The organism is Paenibacillus kobensis NBRC 15729, from assembly GCF_004000825.1.
Classification (GTDB): Bacteria; Bacillota; Bacilli; order Paenibacillales; family Paenibacillaceae; genus Paenibacillus_T; species Paenibacillus_T kobensis.
The window spans coordinates 23,333-46,088 of record NZ_BILZ01000022.1 but is presented as its reverse complement, the minus strand read 5'-3'; the positions used below and the strand labels follow the sequence as shown (position 1 = coordinate 46,088).

19 protein-coding genes are annotated in these 22,756 nt (G+C 56.3%); all 19 read right to left on the bottom strand.

What is annotated here, in order from left to right:
• Window positions 1-38: 38 nt before the first annotated feature.
• The 19 genes from PKO01S_RS14335 to purS all read right to left on the bottom strand — a co-directional run bounded on the left by PKO01S_RS14335 (window position 39) and on the right by purS (window position 22,751).
• Window positions 39-479 carry a MarR family winged helix-turn-helix transcriptional regulator gene (locus PKO01S_RS14335; RefSeq protein ID WP_127532038.1) on the bottom strand — a complete coding sequence of 147 codons (441 nt, stop codon included), beginning with the start codon at window positions 477-479 and terminating at the stop codon, window positions 39-41.
• Window positions 480-716: 237 nt separating this feature from the next.
• Window positions 717-1,829, bottom strand: a complete 1,113-nt coding sequence (locus PKO01S_RS14330; protein ID WP_127532037.1) for a flavin-containing monooxygenase — start codon at window positions 1,827-1,829, stop codon at window positions 717-719.
• Window positions 1,830-1,844: 15 nt separating this feature from the next.
• Window positions 1,845-4,397 (bottom strand): type I polyketide synthase, encoded by a 2,553-nt coding sequence (locus tag PKO01S_RS14325; RefSeq protein ID WP_127532036.1) that lies wholly within the window; start codon window positions 4,395-4,397, stop codon window positions 1,845-1,847.
• Window positions 4,398-4,420: 23 nt separating this feature from the next.
• On the bottom strand, window positions 4,421-6,178 hold the full coding sequence (locus PKO01S_RS14320; protein WP_127532035.1) for a fatty acyl-AMP ligase: 1,758 nt from the start codon (window positions 6,176-6,178) through the stop codon (window positions 4,421-4,423).
• 17 nt (window positions 6,179-6,195) lie between these two features.
• Window positions 6,196-6,498, bottom strand: a complete 303-nt coding sequence (locus PKO01S_RS14315) for an acyl carrier protein (protein ID WP_127532034.1) — start codon at window positions 6,496-6,498, stop codon at window positions 6,196-6,198.
• A gap of 39 nt (window positions 6,499-6,537) precedes the next feature.
• The gene (locus PKO01S_RS14310; RefSeq protein WP_127532033.1) at window positions 6,538-7,719 is read right to left on the bottom strand and encodes a cysteine desulfurase family protein; all 1,182 of its coding nucleotides are present in this window, start codon (window positions 7,717-7,719) and stop codon (window positions 6,538-6,540) included.
• On the bottom strand, window positions 7,719-8,087 hold the full coding sequence (locus PKO01S_RS14305) for an iron-sulfur cluster assembly scaffold protein (protein ID WP_127532032.1): 369 nt from the start codon (window positions 8,085-8,087) through the stop codon (window positions 7,719-7,721). The genes PKO01S_RS14310 and PKO01S_RS14305 overlap by 1 nt, the downstream gene beginning before the upstream one ends.
• A gap of 29 nt (window positions 8,088-8,116) precedes the next feature.
• Entirely contained in the window at window positions 8,117-9,310 is a 1,194-nt protein-coding gene (locus PKO01S_RS14300) for a LuxE/PaaK family acyltransferase (protein ID WP_127532031.1), read from the bottom strand.
• Between the two features lie 44 nt (window positions 9,311-9,354).
• Window positions 9,355-11,010 carry a DHA2 family efflux MFS transporter permease subunit gene (locus PKO01S_RS14295; protein ID WP_127532030.1) on the bottom strand — a complete coding sequence of 552 codons (1,656 nt, stop codon included), beginning with the start codon at window positions 11,008-11,010 and terminating at the stop codon, window positions 9,355-9,357.
• A gap of 64 nt (window positions 11,011-11,074) precedes the next feature.
• On the bottom strand, window positions 11,075-11,371 hold the full coding sequence (locus tag PKO01S_RS14290; RefSeq protein WP_127532029.1) for a hypothetical protein: 297 nt from the start codon (window positions 11,369-11,371) through the stop codon (window positions 11,075-11,077).
• A gap of 240 nt (window positions 11,372-11,611) precedes the next feature.
• Complete coding sequence (locus PKO01S_RS14285; RefSeq protein ID WP_127532028.1) at window positions 11,612-12,295, bottom strand: carboxymuconolactone decarboxylase family protein; 684 nt, start codon at window positions 12,293-12,295, stop codon at window positions 11,612-11,614.
• A 614-nt stretch (window positions 12,296-12,909) separates the two neighbouring features.
• Window positions 12,910-14,175 carry a phosphoribosylamine--glycine ligase gene (gene purD / locus PKO01S_RS14280; RefSeq protein ID WP_127532058.1) on the bottom strand — a complete coding sequence of 422 codons (1,266 nt, stop codon included), beginning with the start codon at window positions 14,173-14,175 and terminating at the stop codon, window positions 12,910-12,912.
• Window positions 14,176-14,266: 91 nt separating this feature from the next.
• Window positions 14,267-15,814, bottom strand: coding sequence for a bifunctional phosphoribosylaminoimidazolecarboxamide formyltransferase/IMP cyclohydrolase (gene purH, locus PKO01S_RS14275; RefSeq protein ID WP_127532027.1), 1,548 nt, complete (start codon window positions 15,812-15,814; stop codon window positions 14,267-14,269).
• A 530-nt stretch (window positions 15,815-16,344) separates the two neighbouring features.
• Window positions 16,345-16,953 (bottom strand): phosphoribosylglycinamide formyltransferase, encoded by a 609-nt coding sequence (purN, locus tag PKO01S_RS14270; RefSeq protein WP_127532026.1) that lies wholly within the window; start codon window positions 16,951-16,953, stop codon window positions 16,345-16,347.
• Window positions 16,953-18,023 carry a phosphoribosylformylglycinamidine cyclo-ligase gene (gene purM / locus PKO01S_RS14265; protein ID WP_127532025.1) on the bottom strand — a complete coding sequence of 357 codons (1,071 nt, stop codon included), beginning with the start codon at window positions 18,021-18,023 and terminating at the stop codon, window positions 16,953-16,955. Before purM ends, purN begins: the two co-directional genes overlap by 1 nt.
• A 96-nt stretch (window positions 18,024-18,119) precedes the next feature.
• The gene (purF, locus tag PKO01S_RS14260) at window positions 18,120-19,601 is read right to left on the bottom strand and encodes an amidophosphoribosyltransferase (RefSeq protein WP_127532024.1); all 1,482 of its coding nucleotides are present in this window, start codon (window positions 19,599-19,601) and stop codon (window positions 18,120-18,122) included.
• Entirely contained in the window at window positions 19,586-21,832 is a 2,247-nt protein-coding gene (gene purL / locus PKO01S_RS14255) for a phosphoribosylformylglycinamidine synthase subunit PurL (RefSeq protein WP_127532023.1), read from the bottom strand. The genes purF and purL overlap by 16 nt, the downstream gene beginning before the upstream one ends.
• Window positions 21,810-22,505, bottom strand: a complete 696-nt coding sequence (gene purQ / locus PKO01S_RS14250; RefSeq protein ID WP_127532022.1) for a phosphoribosylformylglycinamidine synthase subunit PurQ — start codon at window positions 22,503-22,505, stop codon at window positions 21,810-21,812. The genes purL and purQ overlap by 23 nt, the downstream gene beginning before the upstream one ends.
• Before the next feature lie 3 nt (window positions 22,506-22,508).
• A complete protein-coding gene (purS, locus tag PKO01S_RS14245) occupies window positions 22,509-22,751 on the bottom strand; it encodes a phosphoribosylformylglycinamidine synthase subunit PurS (RefSeq protein ID WP_127532021.1) in 243 nt (80 codons plus the stop codon).
• Window positions 22,752-22,756: the final 5 nt, after the last annotated feature.

The following is a 22,756-nucleotide window of genomic DNA, read 5'->3' as shown; positions in this document are numbered from 1 at the left end:
TTCCGGTAGAACATGCAGGCTTTAAGTATGTCTATATGTCAAGTTGAAGGAGACGGCTCGAAGCTGTCGTTAATTTTCTTCATCCATTTGAGCATCAATGCCGCCTCTTCCTCTGAGAACCGCTGCCGAATCAGCATCTCGCCTTCCTCCGTTATCGCCAGCGACTCTTCTTTAATCGATTGGCCGAGCGGCGTCAGATAGATCCGGTTTATTCGCGAGTCGTGCTTATCCTGCACCCGGTGGACAAGCGTTTTCTCCTCAAGCCCCCGCAGCAATGAGGTTAGCGATGCTGGCTGAATGCCAAGCACCTGCACAATTTGCTTCTGAGTGACCCCCTCTTGTTCCCAGAGCATCATGAGTACACCGAGCTGCGAGTTGGTAACTCCCAAAGCGGCAAGCCGCTGGTCCAAAAAATTGCATACATTGCGATAATTTTTTTTCAGCCAGAACCCGATTGTCGATACAAGCAATTGATCCATGCAGCCACATCCCTTTTGCCCATTATGGCGTCTATCCCATCCTCACGCTGCCCCTGCCGCTTCATGAACAGCCAATTGCGAGGGCGGCGAAGATGCTCATCTATCATAGCTAGGATCGGCAGCAATGGTTACCATTCGACCTGAGCGATTTTTCTGATTGATCGGAACAAATCGATTAGAGCGGCAAGGCGGAAGCGGCCGCAACCGGCTTCCCCCTTCTGCTCTCCTGCGATTAAGTCATGCACCGGCAGAGACGTCCGCCGAACGGCTCTTATTCGAACCCGCACCAACCGATGCCTCATTTTTGAACTGTCCAACGATCGCGTCCCGGATACGAGAAGCGTCCTGCGCGACCCAGCCGATTAAGGCCGAGCCGCGGCAGGTCTGCCACGGGAGACCGACGTAATAAAGACCAACAACCGGCGACACGCCTTTCTCATGCAGCAGCTCGCCGCTGCTGTTCTTCGCCCCGGCAACTTGCAGCCAGTTGTAGTCCGGCCGGAAGCCGGTCGCCCACAATACGCCTTCTGTATCCATCCGGGAGCCGTCCTCGAATAGGATCGCATTCTCTTCCGCGTCCACGGCTCTTGGGGCGAGCGACAGCTTCCCGTCGGCAATCGCTTTCTTCAGCTCGTAACCGTACAACGGGTCCTGCTTGTTCTTCAACTTGCTGCCAAGCCGGGTTTCCGGCCCTTTGCGCAGCAATCCGATTCGCTCGTACCACCAGAACAAGCTTCTGCCGAGCACCTTGTAAGGCAAATAATTGATCGCCTTGCTCGCGGACAGCACGACTTTGTGCGTCGAAGCGCATTCGTAAGCGATTTGCCCGCCGGAGTTGCCGCCTCCGACGATAACGAGCCGGCCGGCCGGCATATCGCCCGGATTCAAATATTCCGACGTATGAAGCTGCTTGACCCGACTTGATAATTTGTGCGCAAAGTCCGGAATGTACGGCCGCTGGAAAGGACCGCTCGCCACGACAAGCCGATTTGCAGCGATCAATCCTTGACTCGTCTCGGCGATGAACTGTCCTTGGCGGTGAACGACCGATTGAACGTGTGTATTCATGAGCATCGGGAGCTCCAACGCCTTGCTGTACAGTTCCAAATAATCCGCCATTTCCTCCTTATCCGGATACCCCCACGGATTTCCATTCATCTCGATCGGCGGCATCGCGCTGTATTTGCGAGGCGTGAACAGCTTAAGCGAATCGTATCGGTTGCGCCAGCTGTCGCCCACTCTTTCATTCGCATCGACGATTAAGCACGGAATTCCTGATTGCTGCAAATAATAGCCGGTCGAGAGGCCGGCTTGGCCTCCGCCGATAATTAACGTATCGATTTCGCGCATTCCTAGTTCCCCCTTCTAGCAAAAGCAGACGAACGACGGCGCTGCGCCGTCCGTATTGGAAGGCCAACACGATTCCGTCTCCCATGCGTAGGTCGGCAGCATATGGCTGCCTCTTGCTCCGGCTTCCCGGTCACGGGGATGGCGAATATCGGCGCCCGCAGCGAACAGCTTGCCGGCAAGCGCAAGCGTCGGCATTCCGCCCGTGCCGCCAGCCGCAGCCAGAACGGCGCCTGCGGGACGATTCTGCCCCGCCATGGAGAGCTCTGCTTCGCCAAGCTCCGGATGAAGCACAATGACAACAGCATTCGCACCATCTGCCGGCCAAGGCGGCGCCGGCTCCTCAAGGTCTGACGGCTGCGTGTCTTCCGTCCGCAGCTGCAGCAACGCCTCCTCCAGCGTAGTCTCGCCGGAGATACAAGCAGCTGCCAGCTTGCCCCCGCCCGTCCCCTCATAGCCGGCTGCTTGAACGCCCTGCCGCTGCAGCCATTGGCACATGGCCAGCTGAAGGATGAACAGCTCGGCGCGAGGCGAAGCCGAAGGCGGTTCTCCGAACCGATCTTCGTACAACCGGGACAGCATCGCAATCGGTTGCTCAAGCTGCGGATCGTTCTGCCAGCTGGCATATCCGTTCGAAGCTTCCTTCCGCTCTCCTGCATCCGGGAAGAGAATCCATACAGCAGCGTCCGGTTTAGCTGTGCCGGAAGAGATGCCGCTGCACGGCTGGCCCGAGGCGAATGACAAGAGCCTCTCTGCCAACTGCTCCCGATTAGAAGCCGTTAACGCCAGCCGGTGCATATCCCGCTTCCGGCTTGTCGAAAGCGTTCGGCACACCTCGCCTAAAGCCCTCTCTTTCGTCCCAGGGATTTCCTTTGCGAGCTTCGCTGCAAGCTGCCGCAGCGAGCCTGCCGTCCTCGCCGACAGGAACAGCAGTTCTTGCTGCTCTACCTTCGGTTCGGTGCTGTACGCCGCTGCTGCAGCCACTTGTCCTCTGCCCTCCGGCGAATAAGGCGGTTCGGTCAGGACGACGTGAGCGTTCGTTCCGCCGAAGCCGAAGGAGCTTACGCCGGCAACGGCCGGGCCGTCATCCGGCCACTTCATGAGCGAGGCCGGTATCGCAAGCGGCAGCTTCTCCAAGCTAATGTGCGGATTGAGTCCTGTATAATGAAGGCTAGCCGGGATCTGTCGGTGCTTGATCGCAAGCGCCGCCTTAATGACGCCCGCAATGCCGGCGGCAGATTCCAGATGGCCGATATTCGTCTTCACCGAACCGAGCCAGCAGGTCCGGTTTCTCGGACGTCCGGCGCCAAGCACGGCGCTTAATGCCTCTGCCTCGATCGGATCGCCGAGATACGTTCCCGTACCATGCGCCTCGACCAGTCTGACCGCAGCCGGCGCAATGCCGGCGCTGCGGTAGGCATCCTTTAGCACCCGCTCCTGCGCAAGCCGATTCGGCGCCGTCAGCCCGTTGCTTCGTCCGTCTTGATTCATCGCGCTTCCCGGGATGACGGCATATATTTCATCCTTATCGTTTAATGCCATGGACAGCGGCTTTAACAGCAGCACGCCGCAGCCCTCTCCCCTAACGTAACCGTCGGCTCGCTGATCGAATGACTTGCAACGGTCATCCGGCGCCAGCATGCCGGCCTTATCGAGACTGTCCGTAATGGACGCCGACAACAGCAAGTTCGCGCCGCCCGCAATGGCACGGTCCGAATCGCCTTGCCATATGCTTTGACAAGCCAGATGAAGTGCGGCAAGCGAAGACGAGCAGGCGGTGTCGACTGCTAAGCTCGGCCCGCGCAGATCGAAGGCGTACGACAACCGGTTCGCCGCAATGCTAAACGCGCTGCCCGTCACCGCATGAATCGTCGCTTGCTCGGGATCGCTGAGCAAGGACCGGCCGTAATCGCTGTTCGATATACCAATGAACACGCCCGCATTCGTATCTGCCCATTCGTCGGCAATGATGCCCGCGTCCTCGAACGCCTCCCAGGTTACTTCCAGCAGCGCGCGCTGCTGCGGATCCATTCGAACCGCTTCCCGGTAAGACAGATGGAAGAACTTATAATCAAACCGGTCGATGCCTTCAAGGTATCCCCCTTGCCGGTATGGGCCTTCGAACGAGATGTCCCGGCCAAGCGCTTCCCGGGATGCCGGGTAAGGACCGACGGCGTCGATCCCCTCCCGCAGCAGCCGCCAGAAGGCGGCCGGTCCGTCAGCGCCGGGAAACCGGCAGCCGATGCCTACGATCGCAATCGGCTCCCGCGCCGCTGGCTTCAATATCCGCTCCTGCTCCTCGGCAGTCTCTGCCCGCTGCCCGTGCGACTCCCCAATGTGCACGCAAGCGCCTGCCAGCTCATGGATCGTCGGATAGTCCCACAGCATCGTCGGCGGAACCTCGCGTCCAAGCAGCTGCTCCATGTCGCCGCACATAATCATAGCTTCTGCGGAATCGATGCCGTAGTAGGAGAATGGACGGGACGCGTCCACTTCTTCACGGCCAATGCCGAATCTGGCGGCAACTTGATCCCGCAGCCATATTTCAATATTTTCCCGATTGTTCAACACGTTCGTAACGTTGCTCCCTTCTCTTACAACGTTTCGAGCTTCCCTTGCTCGTACAGCTGTTTCGTGTACTGGCGTTGGATTTTGCCGCTCGACGTTTTCGGAATCGTGCCTACCCTAATAAGCACAACACTGTGGACTGTCAACTCGTGCTGAATCGATACGTCCTGCCGGACGGCGGCGGACACTTCGGTCAGCAACTGCTTCATGCTTGCCGCCCCGCTGTCTCTTTGGCTGCCGCGCACCCGGTATTCCCGGTTGATCTCCGCCACGATGATTAGCCGGTCTTCGCCATCGCGCTGTTCGACGAACGCCGCGATACAATCCTCTTTCACCGCAGGATGCGCTTGCTGCGCCGTCAGTTCGATATCTTGCGGGTAATGGTTGCAGCCCCTAACGATAATGACGTCCTTCATCCGGCCCGCGATGTAGAGCTCGCCGGCAAGCGTAAAGCCGAGATCACCTGTCCTCAAATAGGCCGTGTCGCCCTCGCCCTCAATCCGGGCTTGAAACGTTTGGTTGGACGCTTCCGGCTTGCCCCAATAGCCGGTCGCGACGCTCTCGCCGTGGAGCCATATTTCGCCGATGGCTCCATCCGCAAGACGCTCACTTGAAGCCGGACTGACGATAGCAAGCTTCTGCTCCGGCGGAATCACTCCACAAGATACAATCGTCTGCGCATGCTCCGCATCCGGCAGCACAGGCTCGATAGTGCTCGCCTGAACGCTCCTGCTATCGACGGTGACCGTCCACCACGCCTCGTTATCCCGGCGGATGCCGGACACGAAGAGCGTACCTTCCGCTAACCCGTAAGCAGGCACGAGACTTTCCTTGCGGAAGCCGTAAGGGGCATAGCATGCCGCGAACTTGTCGAGTGTCTGGCTTCGCACCGGTTCGGCTCCGTTGAACGCCGTTAACCAACTGCTCAAATCCAGTCCTTCCGCAGCTTCTTCTTTAAACTTGGCTACGCACAGCTCGAATGCGAAGTTCGGCGCGCCGCTGTATGTCGCCTTCGTACGCGATATGGCCTGCAGCCAGCGGAGCGGCTTCTGCATGAAGCTGACGGGCGACATGAACGTCAGGCTGCAGCCGGCATGAAGCGCCGTCAGCAGCTTGCCGATCAGCCCCATATCGTGATGGGCCGGAAGCCAGCTGACGCCCCGCGTCTCCGAAGATACACGGAAGTATTTGGCGATCATCGACATGTTGTACAACAGGTTCTGATGCGTTACCATGACGCCCTTCGGCGTGGAAGTCGAGCCAGATGTATATTGCAGGAACGTGACGCCGTTTCCGTCGATGCGCGGCGGACTCCACGTCATGCCGGATGGCAGATTATCCGTTGCCAGCCAACGAAGCCCGCTCAAATGCTGCATATGGTCGCCGTGCAGCGCCGCTTCCCGCACGTCCTCGCAAAGTTTGTGTGTCGAGAGCGCAATGGACGCTCCCGTATCTTGGGCAATCGCAGCCAGCCTCGGTGTAGGCTTGCGCAGATGGGGCGGATATGCGGGAACTGCAATCATTCCCGCATACAAACAGCCCATAAAGCCAACTAGAAAATCAATGCCCGGCGGGTACAGCAGCAGCACGGGTTCGCCGGGACTGCCGATCTGCTGCAGCGCAGCTGCGGTAGCGACGGAACGCTCCCGCAAACTTGCCGCCGTCAATTTATGCTCAATCCGTTCACCGTCCGCCAGAAACGTATAAAGCTCCAGATCAGGCTGCGACCATGCCCGATATTCCAACAGATCGACTAAGTGCTGAAACATCGCTCCTGTTTTCATCGTAGTCACATGCCTCCTTACGCATCCGCCAGACAGCCGGCGACGAACAACGCTAACGTATTGACAGAACGAAAGTGATCCTTCATCAGATGCAGCTTCGTACGGTCAATCTGAATGCCGAACGATTCCTGCATACCGGCCGCGATATAGAACGCCTCGACGGATTCTAGTCCGAGTCCTTCTCCGAACAACGGCATATCGTCGCCGATATCCGCTTCGGTCACGCCGCGCAGCTCCAAATTTTTGATCAGTATGGTTTGTTTAATGGTCTGGCGAATGGATTCTAAGGTATGACCTCTCAAATCGATCGGTTGCGACACTTTCACACACTCCTATGTCCTATTTATTTGAAAGTCTATCTATACAGCGCCGACTACCGATAAAGCCCGCAAATGCAAGGCAGCCTCTGCAAGCTGGCAGATCAGCTTCTCCATCTCCGCCTCTCCAGCCGCCGGTCCGAAGCTAATCCGAACCGCGCTCCGGATTTGTTCATCGCTTCTGCCGATCGCACGAAGCACATGCGACAGCGATGCCTGCTTAGTCGCGCTGCATGCAGAGCCGACCGACACGGCCGCTCCATGCTTCACGCCGATATAAGCGGCAAGCGATTCCCCTCGAATGCCGGTGATTTCGATATTGATCGTATTCGGCAGCGCTTCGCTCCCGTCAACCGGCCCGTTGAAGCGGCAATCCGGCACAAGCTCTGTGAGCCTGTTGACCACCATGCGCTTCAGCTTGCTCCATTGCACGAGCTGAGCTTCCATCTTCGCGCGGTCGAGTACGGCAGCAGCCTTCCCCAGACCTGCAAGGCCGACCACATTCTCTGTCCCGCTGCGGAGCCCGAATTCCTGCCCGCCGCCGTGAATAAGCGGTTCCAGCTCTACGCCTGGCCGCACATATAACGCGCCGACGCCTTTCGGCCCGCCGAACTTATGCGCGGACATCGAGAGAGCATCGACGCCAAGTTGACGGACGTCGATCGGCAATTTGCCGGCTGCCTGCACCGCATCCGTATGCATAAGGATGCCGCGGCTCCTAGCCAGCAGCGCCGCTTCCCTGATCGGTTGAATCGTGCCGATCTCGTTGTTAGCCAGCATCATCGTGATGAGCCGCGTCTCGGGGCGAATGGCCGCTTCCAGCTCCGCAATCGAGACGGCGCCTGCTTGATCGACCGGCAAGTACGTCACGGCCGCTTGCCCCGTTCGCTCCAAATAGGCGCACACCTGCATAACGGACGGATGCTCGATAACGGTCGTAATCAGATGGGCCCGTCCGCGGTGTCCGCTCGCTTCAAGCAGCCCTTTGATCGCCCAGTTGTTCGATTCGCTGCCTCCTGAAGTGAATTTCACGGCTTCCGGTTCGCAGCCAATGAGGCGGGCAACCGATTCTCTCGCTTCGGAGACGATCGCTTTGGCAGCCGTGCCATAGCTGTGCCGGCTGGATGGATTGCCGAATACGTTTAAGCTGTCGATCATGGCTTGCCGCACTTGCTTGTCCAGCTCCGACGTCGCATTATAATCGTAATAGGCTTCGCTGCTCATCAGCCGTTCACTCCTTGAACCGATGCGCACGCGCGCTCTCGCAGTTCAAGCATGATGTCGATGCAATGCTTCTGATTCGGCTCCAATTCGCCAAGCAAAGCGGCAAGCTCCGCATTCGAACGGCCGCTGAGCTCTTTCAGCTCCTTGCCCGTAAAATATTCGCTCGCGATGCTCGCAGTAGCAATCGAAACCGCGCAGCCATAGGCCCGGTATTTGACGTCTGTAATCCGGCCGTCTTCAAGCGCCAGATGCATAATGATCGTATCGCCGCATACGGCGTTGCCAATTCGAACCGTCTCATCCGGCGATGCCAGCTCGCCCACGTTCATCGGATCCATGAAATGTCGTGCCACGATTTCGTTATACACGATTATCCCCCCTTGGATTATAAGTCGTTCTAACGGCCATTAATCGAGCAACTGCTCCAACTGTTTTCTTTATCCTCCATATGCTTCTCAAGGTTGATTGCGCAGCAGCCGATCTCCGCCCCGCGGGCCCGGTACATATAATGAACGACCTGACCATGCCGGCCGCATTCGCATGCACCATCGCTTAGATACACGATGTCCTCCGTCTGGATGAAGCCCGGATACGAACGGCAAGCCGGGTCCATGACGTGAAGAAGGCCTGGCTCGCCAACCGCGACTTCGCGGTCCAGCTCCTCTAAGCTGCGGACGGAGAAATGAACGGCAGGCGGCACATGCTTGCGGTGATGCTCGCATTCTATTGCCATAAAGTTCGTTTCGACGAGACCGAACATATCCCGAACTTGTCCTTCCCCAATACCGAAAGCAGCCGCACATGCAGCCCGGAATTCAGCAGCGTCGATCTCCCGTCCGGTATGCCGCTTCCATCCGCCGAGCGTAATGACTTTCGTGTTCCGGTCGAGCTGCACCGTAATACCGTTCTCCGCCATGTATTTCACGAGCCGGTCGATGACGAACGGAGGTCCGATAATGTGGCGCGTATGCTGATTTTCCCATTTGGTCAACTGCTCTATTGCGTCCTGCGGATTGAACGTGGAATGATGGATAAAATAGCTCGTCGTATCGAGCAAGCCAGAGAACATGCTGATCAGCTTAACGAGTCCCATCTCCGGCATGTCTTCCGCAGACGGCGACAAGAACAGCCCCGCTCCGCCGAATAGGCCGAACATATCGCGCAGCATGGCATAGATACCGACGACGCTGCGGTCAACCGTAATCGAGTCACGGCGCGAAATACTCGGAATGCCGCTCGTTCCCGTACTGCGAAGCTCGTGCTCCAGCTCTTGGAGCGGCAGCGACAACAGCTTGTGGGAGTTGACGTCCTTGAAGCTTTTGATCGGAATGGAAGGGATGCGCAGCAGATCTTCGAAATTGCGGATTTGATCCGGGTGTACTCCGCGTTCCTGAGCAATTTCCCGGTACACGCGGTTCGTCTCGTAATGATAACGGAAGCTGTCCTGCAAGAGCAGGAAGCGCACCGCCTCCTGCTCCTGCTGCGGCTGTCTCAGCAGCGTGCGAGTGGAGGCAAGGACGGCGGCGACGGGGTCAATCCCCATCGCCCGGAACGTTTCAATCGTCGAATGGTTGTGCTCGGTTTGCTGCATAGTCATTCTCCTTTATTTGCAATCTAGGAATCCTGAACATCATCTCATCCAGCGTCTTGCCCGCTTGCTTGACTTGCCCGTTGCCCCCGCAGCGCCAGAAGCGCCCCCATGAACAACACCGTCAGGATCGCACCGCCTAGATAGGAACGGCCCATCGAAGTCGCTTCGGACCGTCCCGCTTCGGCTGCAAGCCATGCTTTCAACTGTCTGGACCGCTCCTCACCAAGCGAGCCGATGTTGGCCGATGCAGCTGACGCCTCCGCCCGTTCAGCCGGCGCAGCATAGAAAGCATGAACAGTAGCGAGCGCTTCGCTCTTGGCCGGTTCCGCCCAGTCCGTCTGCTCGACTTGTGCGGTGACGGCTTTCTCCATCGCTGCTTCCGAACTATTGAATGAGCTGAGCATGATCGATACGAACAGTGCGACGCCGACCGCGCCTCCCAAATTGCGCATCATAGCGAATACGCCGGAGGCCATCGAAATATCGGAGGGCTTCACGTTGAGCGTGCTTAACATAAGGCTCGTTACGGCTATGAATCCGACGCCTGTGCCCACGATAGTGAGTGAAGCTATGACGTACGGAACGGAAGAATCAGATTGAATGACAGCCATCATTCCGCACCCGATAAGAGCGATGATGTAGCCGGCAGTCAACGGTTTTACAGCACCGGCGCGGTCGGCCCACTTGCCGACGAGAGGAGCAGCAACGAGTAGAATAGCGGATAGCGGCGTAATCGCCAGAGATGCGTGAATCGTGGAGTAATGCCGTACCTCGGTAAAATAGAGCGGAGCGAGTATCATGATGCCCATCAATAAAATGCCGCCTAAGAAGTTGGAAATGACGCCTACTGTGTACGCCCGGTTACGGAACAAGCGGAAATCGACGAGCGGCGACTTCGATCTGCGCTCCACTCCGATATAAGCGGCAAGCAGCACAACTGCACAACAGAAGCCGCCGATAATGCGCCAGCTGGTCCAGCCTTGATCCTGGCCGGACAGCAGCGAGTCGGTCAGCAGGTAAATCGCGCCGCTCAGAAGAATCGTAGAGACCGGATTCAGCCGGAGCCGTACCTTTTCGTCACGGTAACCTTTGAACAATCGAAGCATGAGCAGAAGTGCGACTCCGATGACGGGAATGTTAATGTAGAAGACGGACCGCCAGCCGGCCAACTCCGTCAGTGCGCCGCCTAGCGCAGGACCTGCCGCGATGGCGAGCGCGCCTGCTGCGCTCCATATCCCCATCGCCGACCCGACCTTGCCTTCAGGAGCAGCCGCGCGTACAAAGCCCATACTGGCCGGTATCGACATCGCGCCGCCGATGCCCTGAAGAACTCGGAACAGGATGAGCATTTCCGGCCCCTTCGCTAATGCGCACATGAGTGAGCTGAACAAGAACACGAACAATCCGAGCGTATACAGCCGGTATTTTCCGATCAAATCTGCCAGCCTTCCCATGAACACCAGCAGCATCGCTACCGTCATGGTATAACCGTTCATAATCCAAGCCGCCGTATCCAGACTCATGCCGAACTGCTCAATGATGCTGGATAGAGAAATATTGACGACTGTGCTGTCTAGAAATATGACGAACAGGCCTAGGCTAATCACCATGACTCGGACCATTCCCGACTGCTGCCCCCCTTGTTCCGATGCATTCAGCCGTACAGCAGCTGCATCGCCCGCGGTTTGTTTCGTTCCCATTCCGTCATCCCCTTGTATTGTCTTTAAAAACCGCAGCTCCGATAACGGGCTACGGTAGGAAAGTTTATTTGGCGCGCGGTGCTATCGAGCAGGTCGCCGTGCGCATTTTTCTAAAGCCATACCAGGTGCCAACGGCCCATATCGATGTCGTCAGAATGCCCGCTATAATCATATTGTCGCGGAACACGACGCCGAGCGCGGAGCCGCCAAGCAGAAAGGACAGTACCATGAGCGTGATCGGGAGGTGACAAGGGCACAGGATGAATGATATCCCGACCCATAACATTCCTTTGCGCCGCTGACGGACGCCCTGCTCATCCATTTCGCTCAGCAATTCTTGCTGGTTGTTCAATTGGTTCATTCTTCTTCACTTCCTTGTTCGTTTAACGTACGCTTCTCTTCTTCCGGAACATCGCAAACGCCGTAACCGTACATACGCAGACGCATACACAAATGATAACAATCGTCGTCGTCGTCAAGCTCATCACCTTCCTTCCATCGATTGTCCTCCGGGCGCACCGGCACAGGACGCGCCCGGTGAAACGTTCATTCGGAACCGTTAGGCGCCATCTCCTTCCGGATTCCGGTTAGCTCCTTCGTATTAGCTGTTCGCCGCTACGCCCGCTTGATCGAATGCGTTCAATGCGTTGATGCCGTGCGTCAGCACATAGCCAGCATTCGCTACGCCGCCGATCAGCAGCGCTTCGAGCGCTTCCTCGCGCGTTGCCCCTACATCGGCAAGGCGGCGGGAATGGCGGTCGATGCTGTAGGCGCAGCCGTTCACATGCGCAATGACGAAGGCGATCAGCTGTTTCGTCTTCGCGTCTACCGAACCTTCGCGGAACGCTTCTTCCGTGAAGCGGTCGAACGCTTCGAAAGCAGCTGGCGACATCAGCTTCGCTTCATTGTTGTACACATCCATGTTGGAAGTTTGGTACAACGGGTCTTCCGGACCGCCATTGCCGCTCATTGTGTTTATGGCATTGGCACTGTGGAACAATACCGTCTCCGCGTTGACCGCACCGGCAACCAGTACCGCTTCGACCGCCTCTTGCGGCGTGCCTTGGTAGCCTTTGAATTTGCCGGTATGAACGTCGATGCAATACGGGCAGCCGGTTACGTGTGTAACGGCAACCGCGATCAATTCTTTCGTACGGGCAGACAACAACTTAGGCGCGAAAGCTTGGTGCATGAATTGAAAGAACGCGGTCGCACCCTCCGGAATGAGCTTCTGCAGTTCTGGCACACGAGCCAAATTCGAGCGTTTATACAACGAATCGGACATTTGACAAATCCCTCCATTTCTTGATTTCGATATTATGATATCTAACTAAATCTTGGCTGTCAATGGGCAAAACATTAAGATTCCTCAAACGATGTTCCGCGCCTAATATTAATGCGCTTACACCAAGAAACCAATGGATCAATAGGTTGTATAACGCATAATATCTATAGTCCGTAAGCATTATCACCGATTTGACTTCTTTATTCAGCCTAATCCCCTGTTCCATGAAGTCCACTAAAACTGTTTAAGTATCAAACTATATTTTACTTTGATATCATCATAATTTAATCCTTTTTAGGTCTCTGTTCCTTTGCTCCCACCCTCGCTCGCGACCAAAGCCTGATAGGACGAGGACGGAACAAACCGCAAGCTTCGAACACTCCATGTCTGTCGCATCATTATTAACGAAGAAGACTAGCCGACCTAAACGCCAACGCCAAAAAGACCGCAGTCCTGCAAGAACGTTTCCGTTCTTACAAGACTGCGGTCTTTATTGTTCCAATAGCCTTATCTGAGTCTGTTGTACTGCCGACTGCTGCCGCCGCGCTGTATAATTAGCCTACGCAACAACGCAACAGGCTTGTTCAACGTTATTGCGTTAGCGTGTTTGCGTACTACCGCAATGCCTTCATTGCGATATCCGAGCGCGTGTGGGCACCTTCGAACTTAATAACGCTGACTGCTTCATACGCGCGTGCGCGAGCTTCTGCGATGTCACGGCCGCGGCCGACGACGCCGAGTACACGTCCGCCGTTAGTCACGACTTGACCGTCCTTGAACGCCGTACCTGCGTGGAATACGAGAGCGCCTTGCGCTTCCGCAGCAGCAATGCCTTCAATTACACGGCCTTTCGGATACGAGGCTGGGTAGCCCTCCGAAGCCATAACGACGCACACTGCCGCTTCGTCGTCCCATTGAATGTCGAGCTGGTCCAGACGGCCGTTGATCGACGCGAGGATGATATCGACGAGATCCGTTTTCAGACGCGGGAGCACAACTTGCGTCTCTGGATCGCCCATCCGAGCATTGAACTCGATCGTCTTCGGACCGTCCTTTGTAAGCATAAGACCGGCGTATAGAACGCCGCGGAACGGACGACCTTCGCTTACCATTGCTTTCGCAGTCGGCTTAATAATGTTCTCGATCGACTCTTCGATAATCGCCGGATCGATGTGTGGCAGCGGCGAGTATGTGCCCATGCCGCCAGTGTTCGGCCCTTTGTCGTCGTCATATACAGCCTTGTGGTCCTGTGCAGGAACCATTGCCCGCACCGTTTCACCATCCACGAACGCCAGGATAGACATCTCTTGGCCAGACAGGAATTCCTCGATGACGACTTGATTGCCGGATCCGCCGAACACCTTGTCGACCATCATTGCCCGGAGTGCCTGCTCCGCTTCTTCGAGCGTTGCGGCCACCGTTACGCCTTTGCCTTCCGCAAGACCATCCGCTTTAATAACGATCGGTGCTTGCTGCTGGCTCAAGTAAGCGAGCGCCGTCTCGAAGTCCTGGAACGTCTCATATTTCGCCGTAGGGATATTGTATTTTTTGAGCAGGTTTTTCATGAAAATCTTGCTGCCTTCGATCTCTGCCGCATTCTTGCGCGGTCCGAAGATCGGAATGTTCTTCGCTTCGAACGCATCGACGATGCCGCTAGCTAGTGGGCCATCCGGTCCAACGACGACCAGATCGATCGAATTGTCACAAGCGAATTGGATCAGTTCGTCGAATTGATTAACGGCGATTGGTACGCATTCCGCCACTTGTGCAATTCCGGCGTTGCCCGGCGCACAATAAATCTCTTTCACTTTCTCACTCTTCTTCAGCGCCCATGCGATCGCATGCTCACGTCCGCCGCCGCCGATAACTAATATACGCATCATTGACCCTCCCATATAGTTCCCGCTCTGCCTAATCCCAAATGAACGAATGGGCGCCATGCAAGCGCATAGCGTCCATTCGTATGTTGTACTAGTGCTTGAAGTGGCGTACGCCTGTGAACACCATCGCGATGTTGTGCGCATTCGCCGCATCGATCGACTCTTGGTCTTTCACAGAGCCGCCCGGTTGGATGATCGCCGTAATGCCGGCTTTCGCTGCCGCTTCCACCGTATCGCCCATTGGGAAGAATGCGTCCGACGCGAGCGCCGAACCTTGTGCTTTCTCGCCCGCTTGCTCAATGGCGATTTTCGCTGCGCCTACGCGATTCATTTGGCCTGCGCCTACGCCGATCGTCATGTTGTCTTTCGCGAGCAGAATCGCGTTCGACTTCACGTGCTTCACGACTTTCCAGCCGAACAGCAACTGTTTCAGCTCTTCTTCCGTCGGCTTGCGGTTCGTCACGAACTGCAGGTCCGCTTCCGTCAGCGAGTGAACGTCGCTCTCTTGTACGAGCATACCGCCGTCTACCGACGTTACGAGAAGCTCCGGCTTGCGCTCGCCGGCTGCTTGCAGTTCGCCCAGTTTGAGCAGGCGGATGTTCTTCTTCTTCGTCAGAATCTCAAGCGCTTCCGGCGTAAAGTCCGGCGCGATGATGATTTCGAGGAAAATTTCGCTCAGTAGTTGAGCCGTGTCAGCGCCGACTGTACGGTTAGCCGCAACAATGCCGCCGAAGATCGACGTCGGGTCAGCCGCGTACGCTTTTTGATACGCTTCGTGGATATCTGTGCCGATGCCCACGCCACAAGGATTCATATGTTTAACCGCAACAACTGCAGGCTCGTTGAATTCTTTCACGATCGCGAGCGCCGCGTTAGCGTCATTGATGTTGTTGTACGACAGCTCTTTGCCGTGCAGCTGCTCAGCCGTCGTAATGTTGCCTTCTTTCGCAAGAGGCTTGCGGTAGAATGCCGCCGTCTGATGCGGATTCTCGCCGTAACGGAGGTCTTGGACTTTCTCATACGTTACCGTGTACTTCTCAGGCAGCGGCTCGCCTACTTGCTTGGACAAGTATTCGCCGATCAGCGAGTCGTAAGCAGCCGTGTGACGGAACACTTTCGCCGCCAGACGTTTGCGCGTTTCGAGCGTCGTGTCTTGGCCGGCTTTCACTTCTTCCAGTACCGTTGCATAGTCGCTCGAGTCAACAACGACCGTTACGAAAGCATGGTTTTTCGCAGCCGAACGAAGCATCGTCGGTCCGCCGATATCGATGTTCTCGATCGCATCGTCATACGTTACGTCCGGCTTCGCGATCGTCTCTGCGAATGGATAGAGGTTAACAATGACAATGTCGATGTAATCAAGACCGAGATCTTTCATCGCTTGCTGATGCTCTTCGCTGTCGCGCACCGCCAGCAGGCCGCTGTGAACAGCAGGGTGCAGCGTTTTGACGCGGCCGTCGAGAATTTCAGGGAAGCCCGTTACGTCGGAAATACCGATTACCGGAACGCCTTCCTTCTCCAGCAAACTCTTCGTGCCGCCCGTCGAGATCAGCTGTACGCCTTGTGCCGCCAGCCCGCGGGAAAATTCAACGATACCTGTTTTGTCCGATACACTAATTAACGCTCTCCGAATAGCCAACTTGATGGCCCTCCTTAAAATTATTAGCGCTGCTTCCACCGCAGTTGCAATGCATGCACTACATACACATTGCCGCACCGAGAAGCCTGCACCGTCGTCCTAAATCTATCGAAACGGTTTAATGAGTCCGTTATCTTCCGATTACCCGCACTCGCTTAGGTGCATATTTGCCTAGGGCAGACACCCTATTTAGCTCATTATCGACGCAGTAGCCTTACTTAAGTGCTTTTGGGCACCTATTTAGCTCATTATCGACGCAGCAGCCTTACTTAAGTGCTTTTGGGCACCTATTTAGCCCATTATCGACACAGCAGCCTTACTTAAGTGCTATTGGACACCTATTTCGCTCATTGTCGACGCAGCAGCCTTACTTAAGTGCTTTTGGACACCTATTTAGCTCATTATCGACCAGTCACTGCACTGCTCCATCACTTTTGTGTCACACCAGACGGGTTACTCGACTCAAGCGCCACTGCATCACCTTTTGTGTCACCCCAGCTAGGTTACCTTGCTCCCGAGCGCAGTTACCTTTACCCGATCGCCACGCGGCGGCCGTCGAGCTTGACGCGGCCGTGGGCGATTTGCTGCACGACCCACGGCAGCAGCGCCTGCTCCGTAGCATGAATCCGCTCGGCGAGCGACGATTCCGTGTCGTCCTGCTCGACCTCGACGGCCCGCTGCGCGATGATCGGCCCGCTGTCCAGTCCTCCGTCCACGTAGTGAACAGTTACACCAGTCAGCTTCACGCCATACTCCCAAGCTTGCCCAATGCCGTTCACGCCAAGGAAAGCCGGCAACAGCGACGGGTGGATGTTGATCATCCGGCCGTAATAAGCATCCACCAGCACCGGCGTCACAATGCGCATGTAACCCGCCAACACAATCAATCCGACGCCGCGGCGCTCCAGCTCCGCAGCAATTTCCGTCTCGTATGCTTCGCGGGACGGATAGTCCTTCGGCTTGAACACGAACGCATCCACGCCGGCAAGCCGGGCACGCTCGACAACTGGCGCCGAAGGCTTATCGCAAACCAAAAGCTCGATGGTTACATCGAGCTTCTGGTCCCGCACCGCATCCGCCAGCGCCTGAAAGTTCGTACCTTGGCCGGAGGCGAATACCGCAACGCGCAATTTGCTCATTACACTTGCGCTCCCGTGAACGTTACGATGCGGTTGCCCGCCGTTACGTCGCCGATGCGGTAAGCTTTCTCGCCTTGCTCTGCGAGCACGCTAAGCGCTTTGTCTGCTTGGTCAGCAGGAACAACAACGACGAGACCGACACCCATGTTGAACGTAGTGAACATGTCACGGTTCGTGATCGAGCCTTTGTCCTGCATCAGCTTGAAGATCGGTTGAATCGGCCACGAGCCGTACTCCACGTTCACGTTCACGCCTTCTGGCAGTACGCGAGGAATATTTTCGATAAAGCCGCCGCCCGTAATGTGCGCCATGCCCTTAACCGTCACTTGTTCTGCAAGAGCCAGCGCGGATTTGACGTAAATTTTCGTAGGCTCGATGAGCACGTCGCCCAGCTTCGCGCCATCCAGCTCAGGAAGCGCATCTTGCAAGCCGAAGCCTGCTTGCTCAAGCAGCAGACGGCGAACGAGCGAGTAGCCGTTGCTGTGAATGCCGCTCGACGCTACGCCGATGACTGCATCACCAGGAGCGATCGTCGTGCCGTCGATAATTTTCTTCTTGTCGACGATGCCGACCGTGAAGCCTGCGATGTCGTACTCTTCGCCTTGGTACATGCCCGGCATTTCAGCCGTTTCGCCGCCGATCAAGGCGCAGCCTGCTTGTTGGCAGCCATCCGCAATACCTTTAACGATTGCTTCGATTTTCTCCGGCTCCACCTTGCCGCATGCGAGGTAGTCGAGGAAGAACAGCGGCTCAGCGCCTTGAACGATAATGTCGTTCACGCACATCGCTACCGCGTCAATGCCGATCGTGTCATGCTTGTCCATCGCGAAGGCGATTTTCAGCTTGGTGCCGACGCCGTCGGTACCGGATACGAGAACCGGCTCCTCGTATTTGTCCTTGTTCAGACCGAACAGGCCGCCGAAGCCGCCGAGATCCGTCAGCACTTCCGGACGGAACGTCCGCTTCACATGCTTCTTCATCCGTTCTACTGCTTCGTTGCCTGCCGCGATATCGACGCCGGCTTGTTTGTAAGCTTCAGATGACACCTTCACGTCACTCCTATTCAACATCGTAATCCCGCCTAAGCGGGCCTATATGAAAAGCTGGCACGCACTTTCGTGCGCGCAGCCGTTAACAATCTTTATCTAATGCCTGCGGCCCTAAGCTTAGCAGCTGCAGCTCTTATCCGATTCCTCATCCACCGGTGTCGGATAAGTATTGTTGAAGCATGCCATGCACAGGCCGCCTTCTTCCGAAGCACCGCCGATACCGACCGTATCGATCAAGCCTTCGCTGCTCAAGAAGTAGAGCGAGTCTGCATTAATCGCCTGGCGAATCTCCTCAATCGTCTTCGACGACGCGATAAGCTCCTTGCGGTCAGGCGTATCGATCCCGTAGTAGCAAGGATTCTCAAAAGTCGGCGAAGTAATGCGCACATGCACCTCCGTCGCGCCTGCTTCACGAAGCAGGTTCACGATGCGAAGCGAGGTCGTGCCGCGGACGATCGAGTCGTCGATCATGACGACGCGCTTGCCTTCGACGATTTTGCGAACGGCGGAGAGCTTCATCTTCACGCCCTTCTCGCGCAGCTCTTGAGAAGGCTGAATGAACGTCCGGCCCGTATATTTATTCTTGATAAGACCAAGCTCATATGGAATGCCTGTCTGCTCAGCATAACCGATCGCTGCGGAAATCGACGAATCCGGTACGCCCGTCACGATGTCAGCGTCGACGAACGATTCGAGCGCGAGACGCTGTCCCATCCGCTTGCGCGTCATATGAATGTTGGCTCCGTGAATGTCGCTGTCCGGGCGGGCAAAGTATACGTACTCCATCGCACATACCGCTTTGCGCGCTGCCGGTGCGAAGCGCTCTTCACGAACACCTTCACGGTCGAGCACGAGCATTTCGCCTGGCATAATATCGCGGACGAATTCCGCGCCGATCACCTCGAACGCGCAAGATTCCGAAGAGAACACGTAACCGTCGTTAAGCTTCGCCATCGAGAGCGGACGCAAGCCGTTCGTATCCGATGCAACAATCAGCTTGTCGTTCGTCATGATGAGGAAAGCAAAGCCGCCGACAACACGCTGAAGTGCGTCGCGAGCCGCCTCAACGAAATCTTTCTCCGAACGTGCGATCAAGTGCGCGATAACTTCCGTGTCGCTCGACGTCTGGAAAATCGAACCCTTGCGTTCAAGCTCCTGGCGGATTTCCGGCGCGTTCACCAAGTTGCCGTTCGTTGCGATAGCAAGATCGCCGTCGCGGTATTTGAAGATCAATGGCTGCGCATTCGCGAGCTTGCTCTCACCAGCAGTCGAATAACGAACGTGACCGATCGACCGGTCGCCCGTCAGCGTCACCAGCACATCCGACGTGAACACTTCCTTCACGAGACCCATGCCGCGATGATAGTTGAAGTTGCGAGGATTATCGCTTTCAACCGTGCAGATCCCTGCGCTCTCCTCACCACGGTGCTGCAGTGCATGCAGCCCGTAGTAAGAGAGGGAAGCGGCGTTCGGGCAACCGAACACGCCGAACACGCCGCACTCCTCACGCAATTTGTCAAAAATATCGTCCCGTCCGATGCCTTCGTTATAATGGTCTCCGGTCCACAGCTTTAACGGCTGCTTCACTTCATGAGACATGGGATCGCTTCCTTCCAGACCTTCTCCAGTTGTTCAACCGGCGCGGATACGCCTTGGTTGCCGTTCACTTGAATGTTCAGCGTGCTAGCTGCCGTTACTTTACCGATCGTTGCGTTCACAACATCGCGCTTGTTCAGAAGCGCCACGAGCTCAGCTGCTTTGTCAGCCTTCGCCGTCAACAGAATGCGCGATTGCGATTCGCTGAACAGCGCGTGGTCAGGACGCAGCGAGGTTGCAATGTTCACGTCAGCGCCGAGGCCCGTGCGGAAGCACGATTCCGCTACCGCTACTGCCAGACCGCCTTCGGACAAGTCATGCGCCGAAGCGACGAGGCCAGCTCGGATAGCTTCGAGCACTGCGTTCTGCGTACGCTTCTCGACTGCGAGGTCGATTTGCGGCGGACGGCCTTCCGTTTTGCCTTGCAGGACGTATTGCAGCTCGCTGCCGCCCATCTCTGCTTTCGTCTCGCCGAGGAGGACGATAACGTCGCCTTCGGATTTGAACGATTGCGTCGTAATATGATCAAGGTCATGCACGAGACCAACCATGCCGATAACCGGCGTCGGGTAGATCGCGCCTTTGGCGTTCTCGTTGTACAGCGAGACGTTGCCGCCGATAACCGGCGTCTCGAGCGTTACGCAAGCTTCGCTCATGCCGTCTGCTGCTTTCTCGATCTGCCAGAACACTTCCGGCTTCTCCGGGCTGCCGAAGTTCAGGTTGTCCGTCACCGCGAGCGGCTCGGCACCCGAGCAGACGATATTGCGGGAAGCTTCCGCTACCGCGATGCGTCCGCCGACTTCCGGATCGAGGAATACGTAACGGCCGTTGCAGTCCGTCGTCATCGCGAGCGCTTTGCGCGTGCCGCGAATGGTCACGACTGCCGCGTCCGAACCCGGTTGAACAGCCGTGCTCGTGCGTACCATGTAGTCGTATTGATTGTAAACCCACTCTTTGCTCGCTACCGTAGGGGATCCAAGCACTTGTTTCAGTGCACCAGTCAGGTCCGTTACTTCTGGATATGCAGCCGTATCGATCTTCGCGAACTCACCGTAGTAAGCTGGCTCCGAAGATGGCTTGTTGTATACCGGGCACTCGTCAACGAGCGCTTTGACCGGCATGTCAGCTACTTGCTCGCCTTTGTGGAACAGGCGGAGACGGCCGTCGTCCGTTACTTTACCGACTTTCTTGCAAATAACTCCCCAACGATCGAAAATTTCCATGGCTTGTGCTTCGTTCTCCGGCGTAACAACGAACAGCATCCGTTCTTGCGACTCGGAGAGCATCATTTCGTAAGGCGTCATATCTTTCTCGCGCTGCGGCACTTCGTCGAGATACAGCTCAAGGCCGTTGCCCGCTTTGGAAGCCATCTCAGCACTGGAGCACGTCAGGCCTGCTGCACCCATATCTTGGATGCCAACCACGATACCGGAGTTGATCAGTTCCAGCGTCGATTCCATAACGAGCTTCTCCATGAACGGGTCGCCGACTTGTACGGCTGTTTTCTTCTCTTCGGATTCTTCGGACAGCTCGACCGACGCGAACGTTGCGCCGTGGATACCGTCGCGGCCTGTTGCCGGACCAACGTAGAATACCGGGTTGCCAACGCCTTTCGCTACACCGCGTTGGATTTTATCGTGATCGATGAGGCCCACGCACATTGCGTTAACGAGCGGGTTGCCTTCGTAGCTTTCATCGAACATGACTTCGCCGCCAACCGTCGGGATACCGATACAGTTGCCGTATCCTGCGATACCGCTGACGACGTTCTCGAACAAGTACTTAACGCGGTCATTCTCAAGACGACCGAAACGGAGGCTGTTAAGCGACGCAATCGGACGGGCACCCATCGAGAAAATGTCGCGGATAATGCCGCCAACGCCCGTTGCAGCGCCTTGGTAAGGCTCGACTGCCGAAGGATGGTTATGCGATTCGATTTTGAAAACAACCGCTTGGTTGTCGCCGATGTCCACGATGCCGGCGCCTTCGCCCGGCCCCATCAGAACTTTCGGTCCCGTGATCGGGAACTTCTTCAGAATCGGCTTGGAGTTCTTGTACGCGCAGTGCTCAGACCACATAACGCTGAATACGCCGATCTCCGTGTAGTTCGGCTTACGGCCGAGGAATCCGCAGATAAGCTCATACTCATAGTCGCTCACACCGAATTGCTGATAAATCTTCTGATCCGCGATTTGTTCTGCGGTTGGCTCCTTAGCCGTTAACTGCTGCGCCATGCTGTTCCCTCCATGCATTCAAAATCGACGTAAACATCCGTTTGCCGTCTGCCGAGCCCAAAATTTCATCAATCGCGCGCTCTGGATGCGGCATCATGCCGACAACGTTGCCGCTCTCATTGCTGATGCCTGCGATGTCGTCAACCGAACCGTTCGGATTCGCGCCCGCTTTGTAACGGAACACGATCTGATTGTTCGCTTGCAGCTTCGCCAGCGTCGCATCGTCGCAGTAGTAGTTGCCTTCGCCGTGCGCGATTGGAATATCGATAATTTCGCCTTTGCTGTATTGGTTCGTAAAGGCGTTGTTGTTGTTTACCACTTCAAGCAGCGCGCTGTGGCAGCGGAACTTCAGGTTCTCGTTGCGGCGCAGTACGCCTGGCAGCAGGCCAGCTTCCGTAAGGATTTGGAAACCGTTGCAGATACCGAGAATGTACTTGCCTTGCTCGGCTGCTTTTACCACTTCGTTCATAACCGGTGCAAAACGAGCGATTGCGCCGCAGCGCAGGTAGTCGCCGTAGGAGAAACCGCCCGGCACGATGATCGCGTCATAAGCGGACAAGTCCGTCGCCGTATGCCATACGTAGTCAACCTTTTGGCCAACCGTATCTTCTACGGCCTTGTAGCAGTCAATATCACAGTTGGAGCCTGGAAATACGAGTACCGCAAATTTCACGTCTTAGCCCTCCAGTTCAACACGATAGTCTTCGACAACCACGTTCGCCAGCAGCTTCTCGCACATTGCTTTGACGCGTGCTTCTGCTTCCGATTTATCGTTCGTGTCCAATTCGAGCTCGAGGTACTTACCGATGCGTACGCCGCCTACTTCTGCGAATCCCATCGTGTGGAGTGCGCCTTGAACCGCCGTTCCTTGCGGGTCCAATACGTTTTCTTTGATCGTCACGTATACCTTTGCTTTCATCGTCG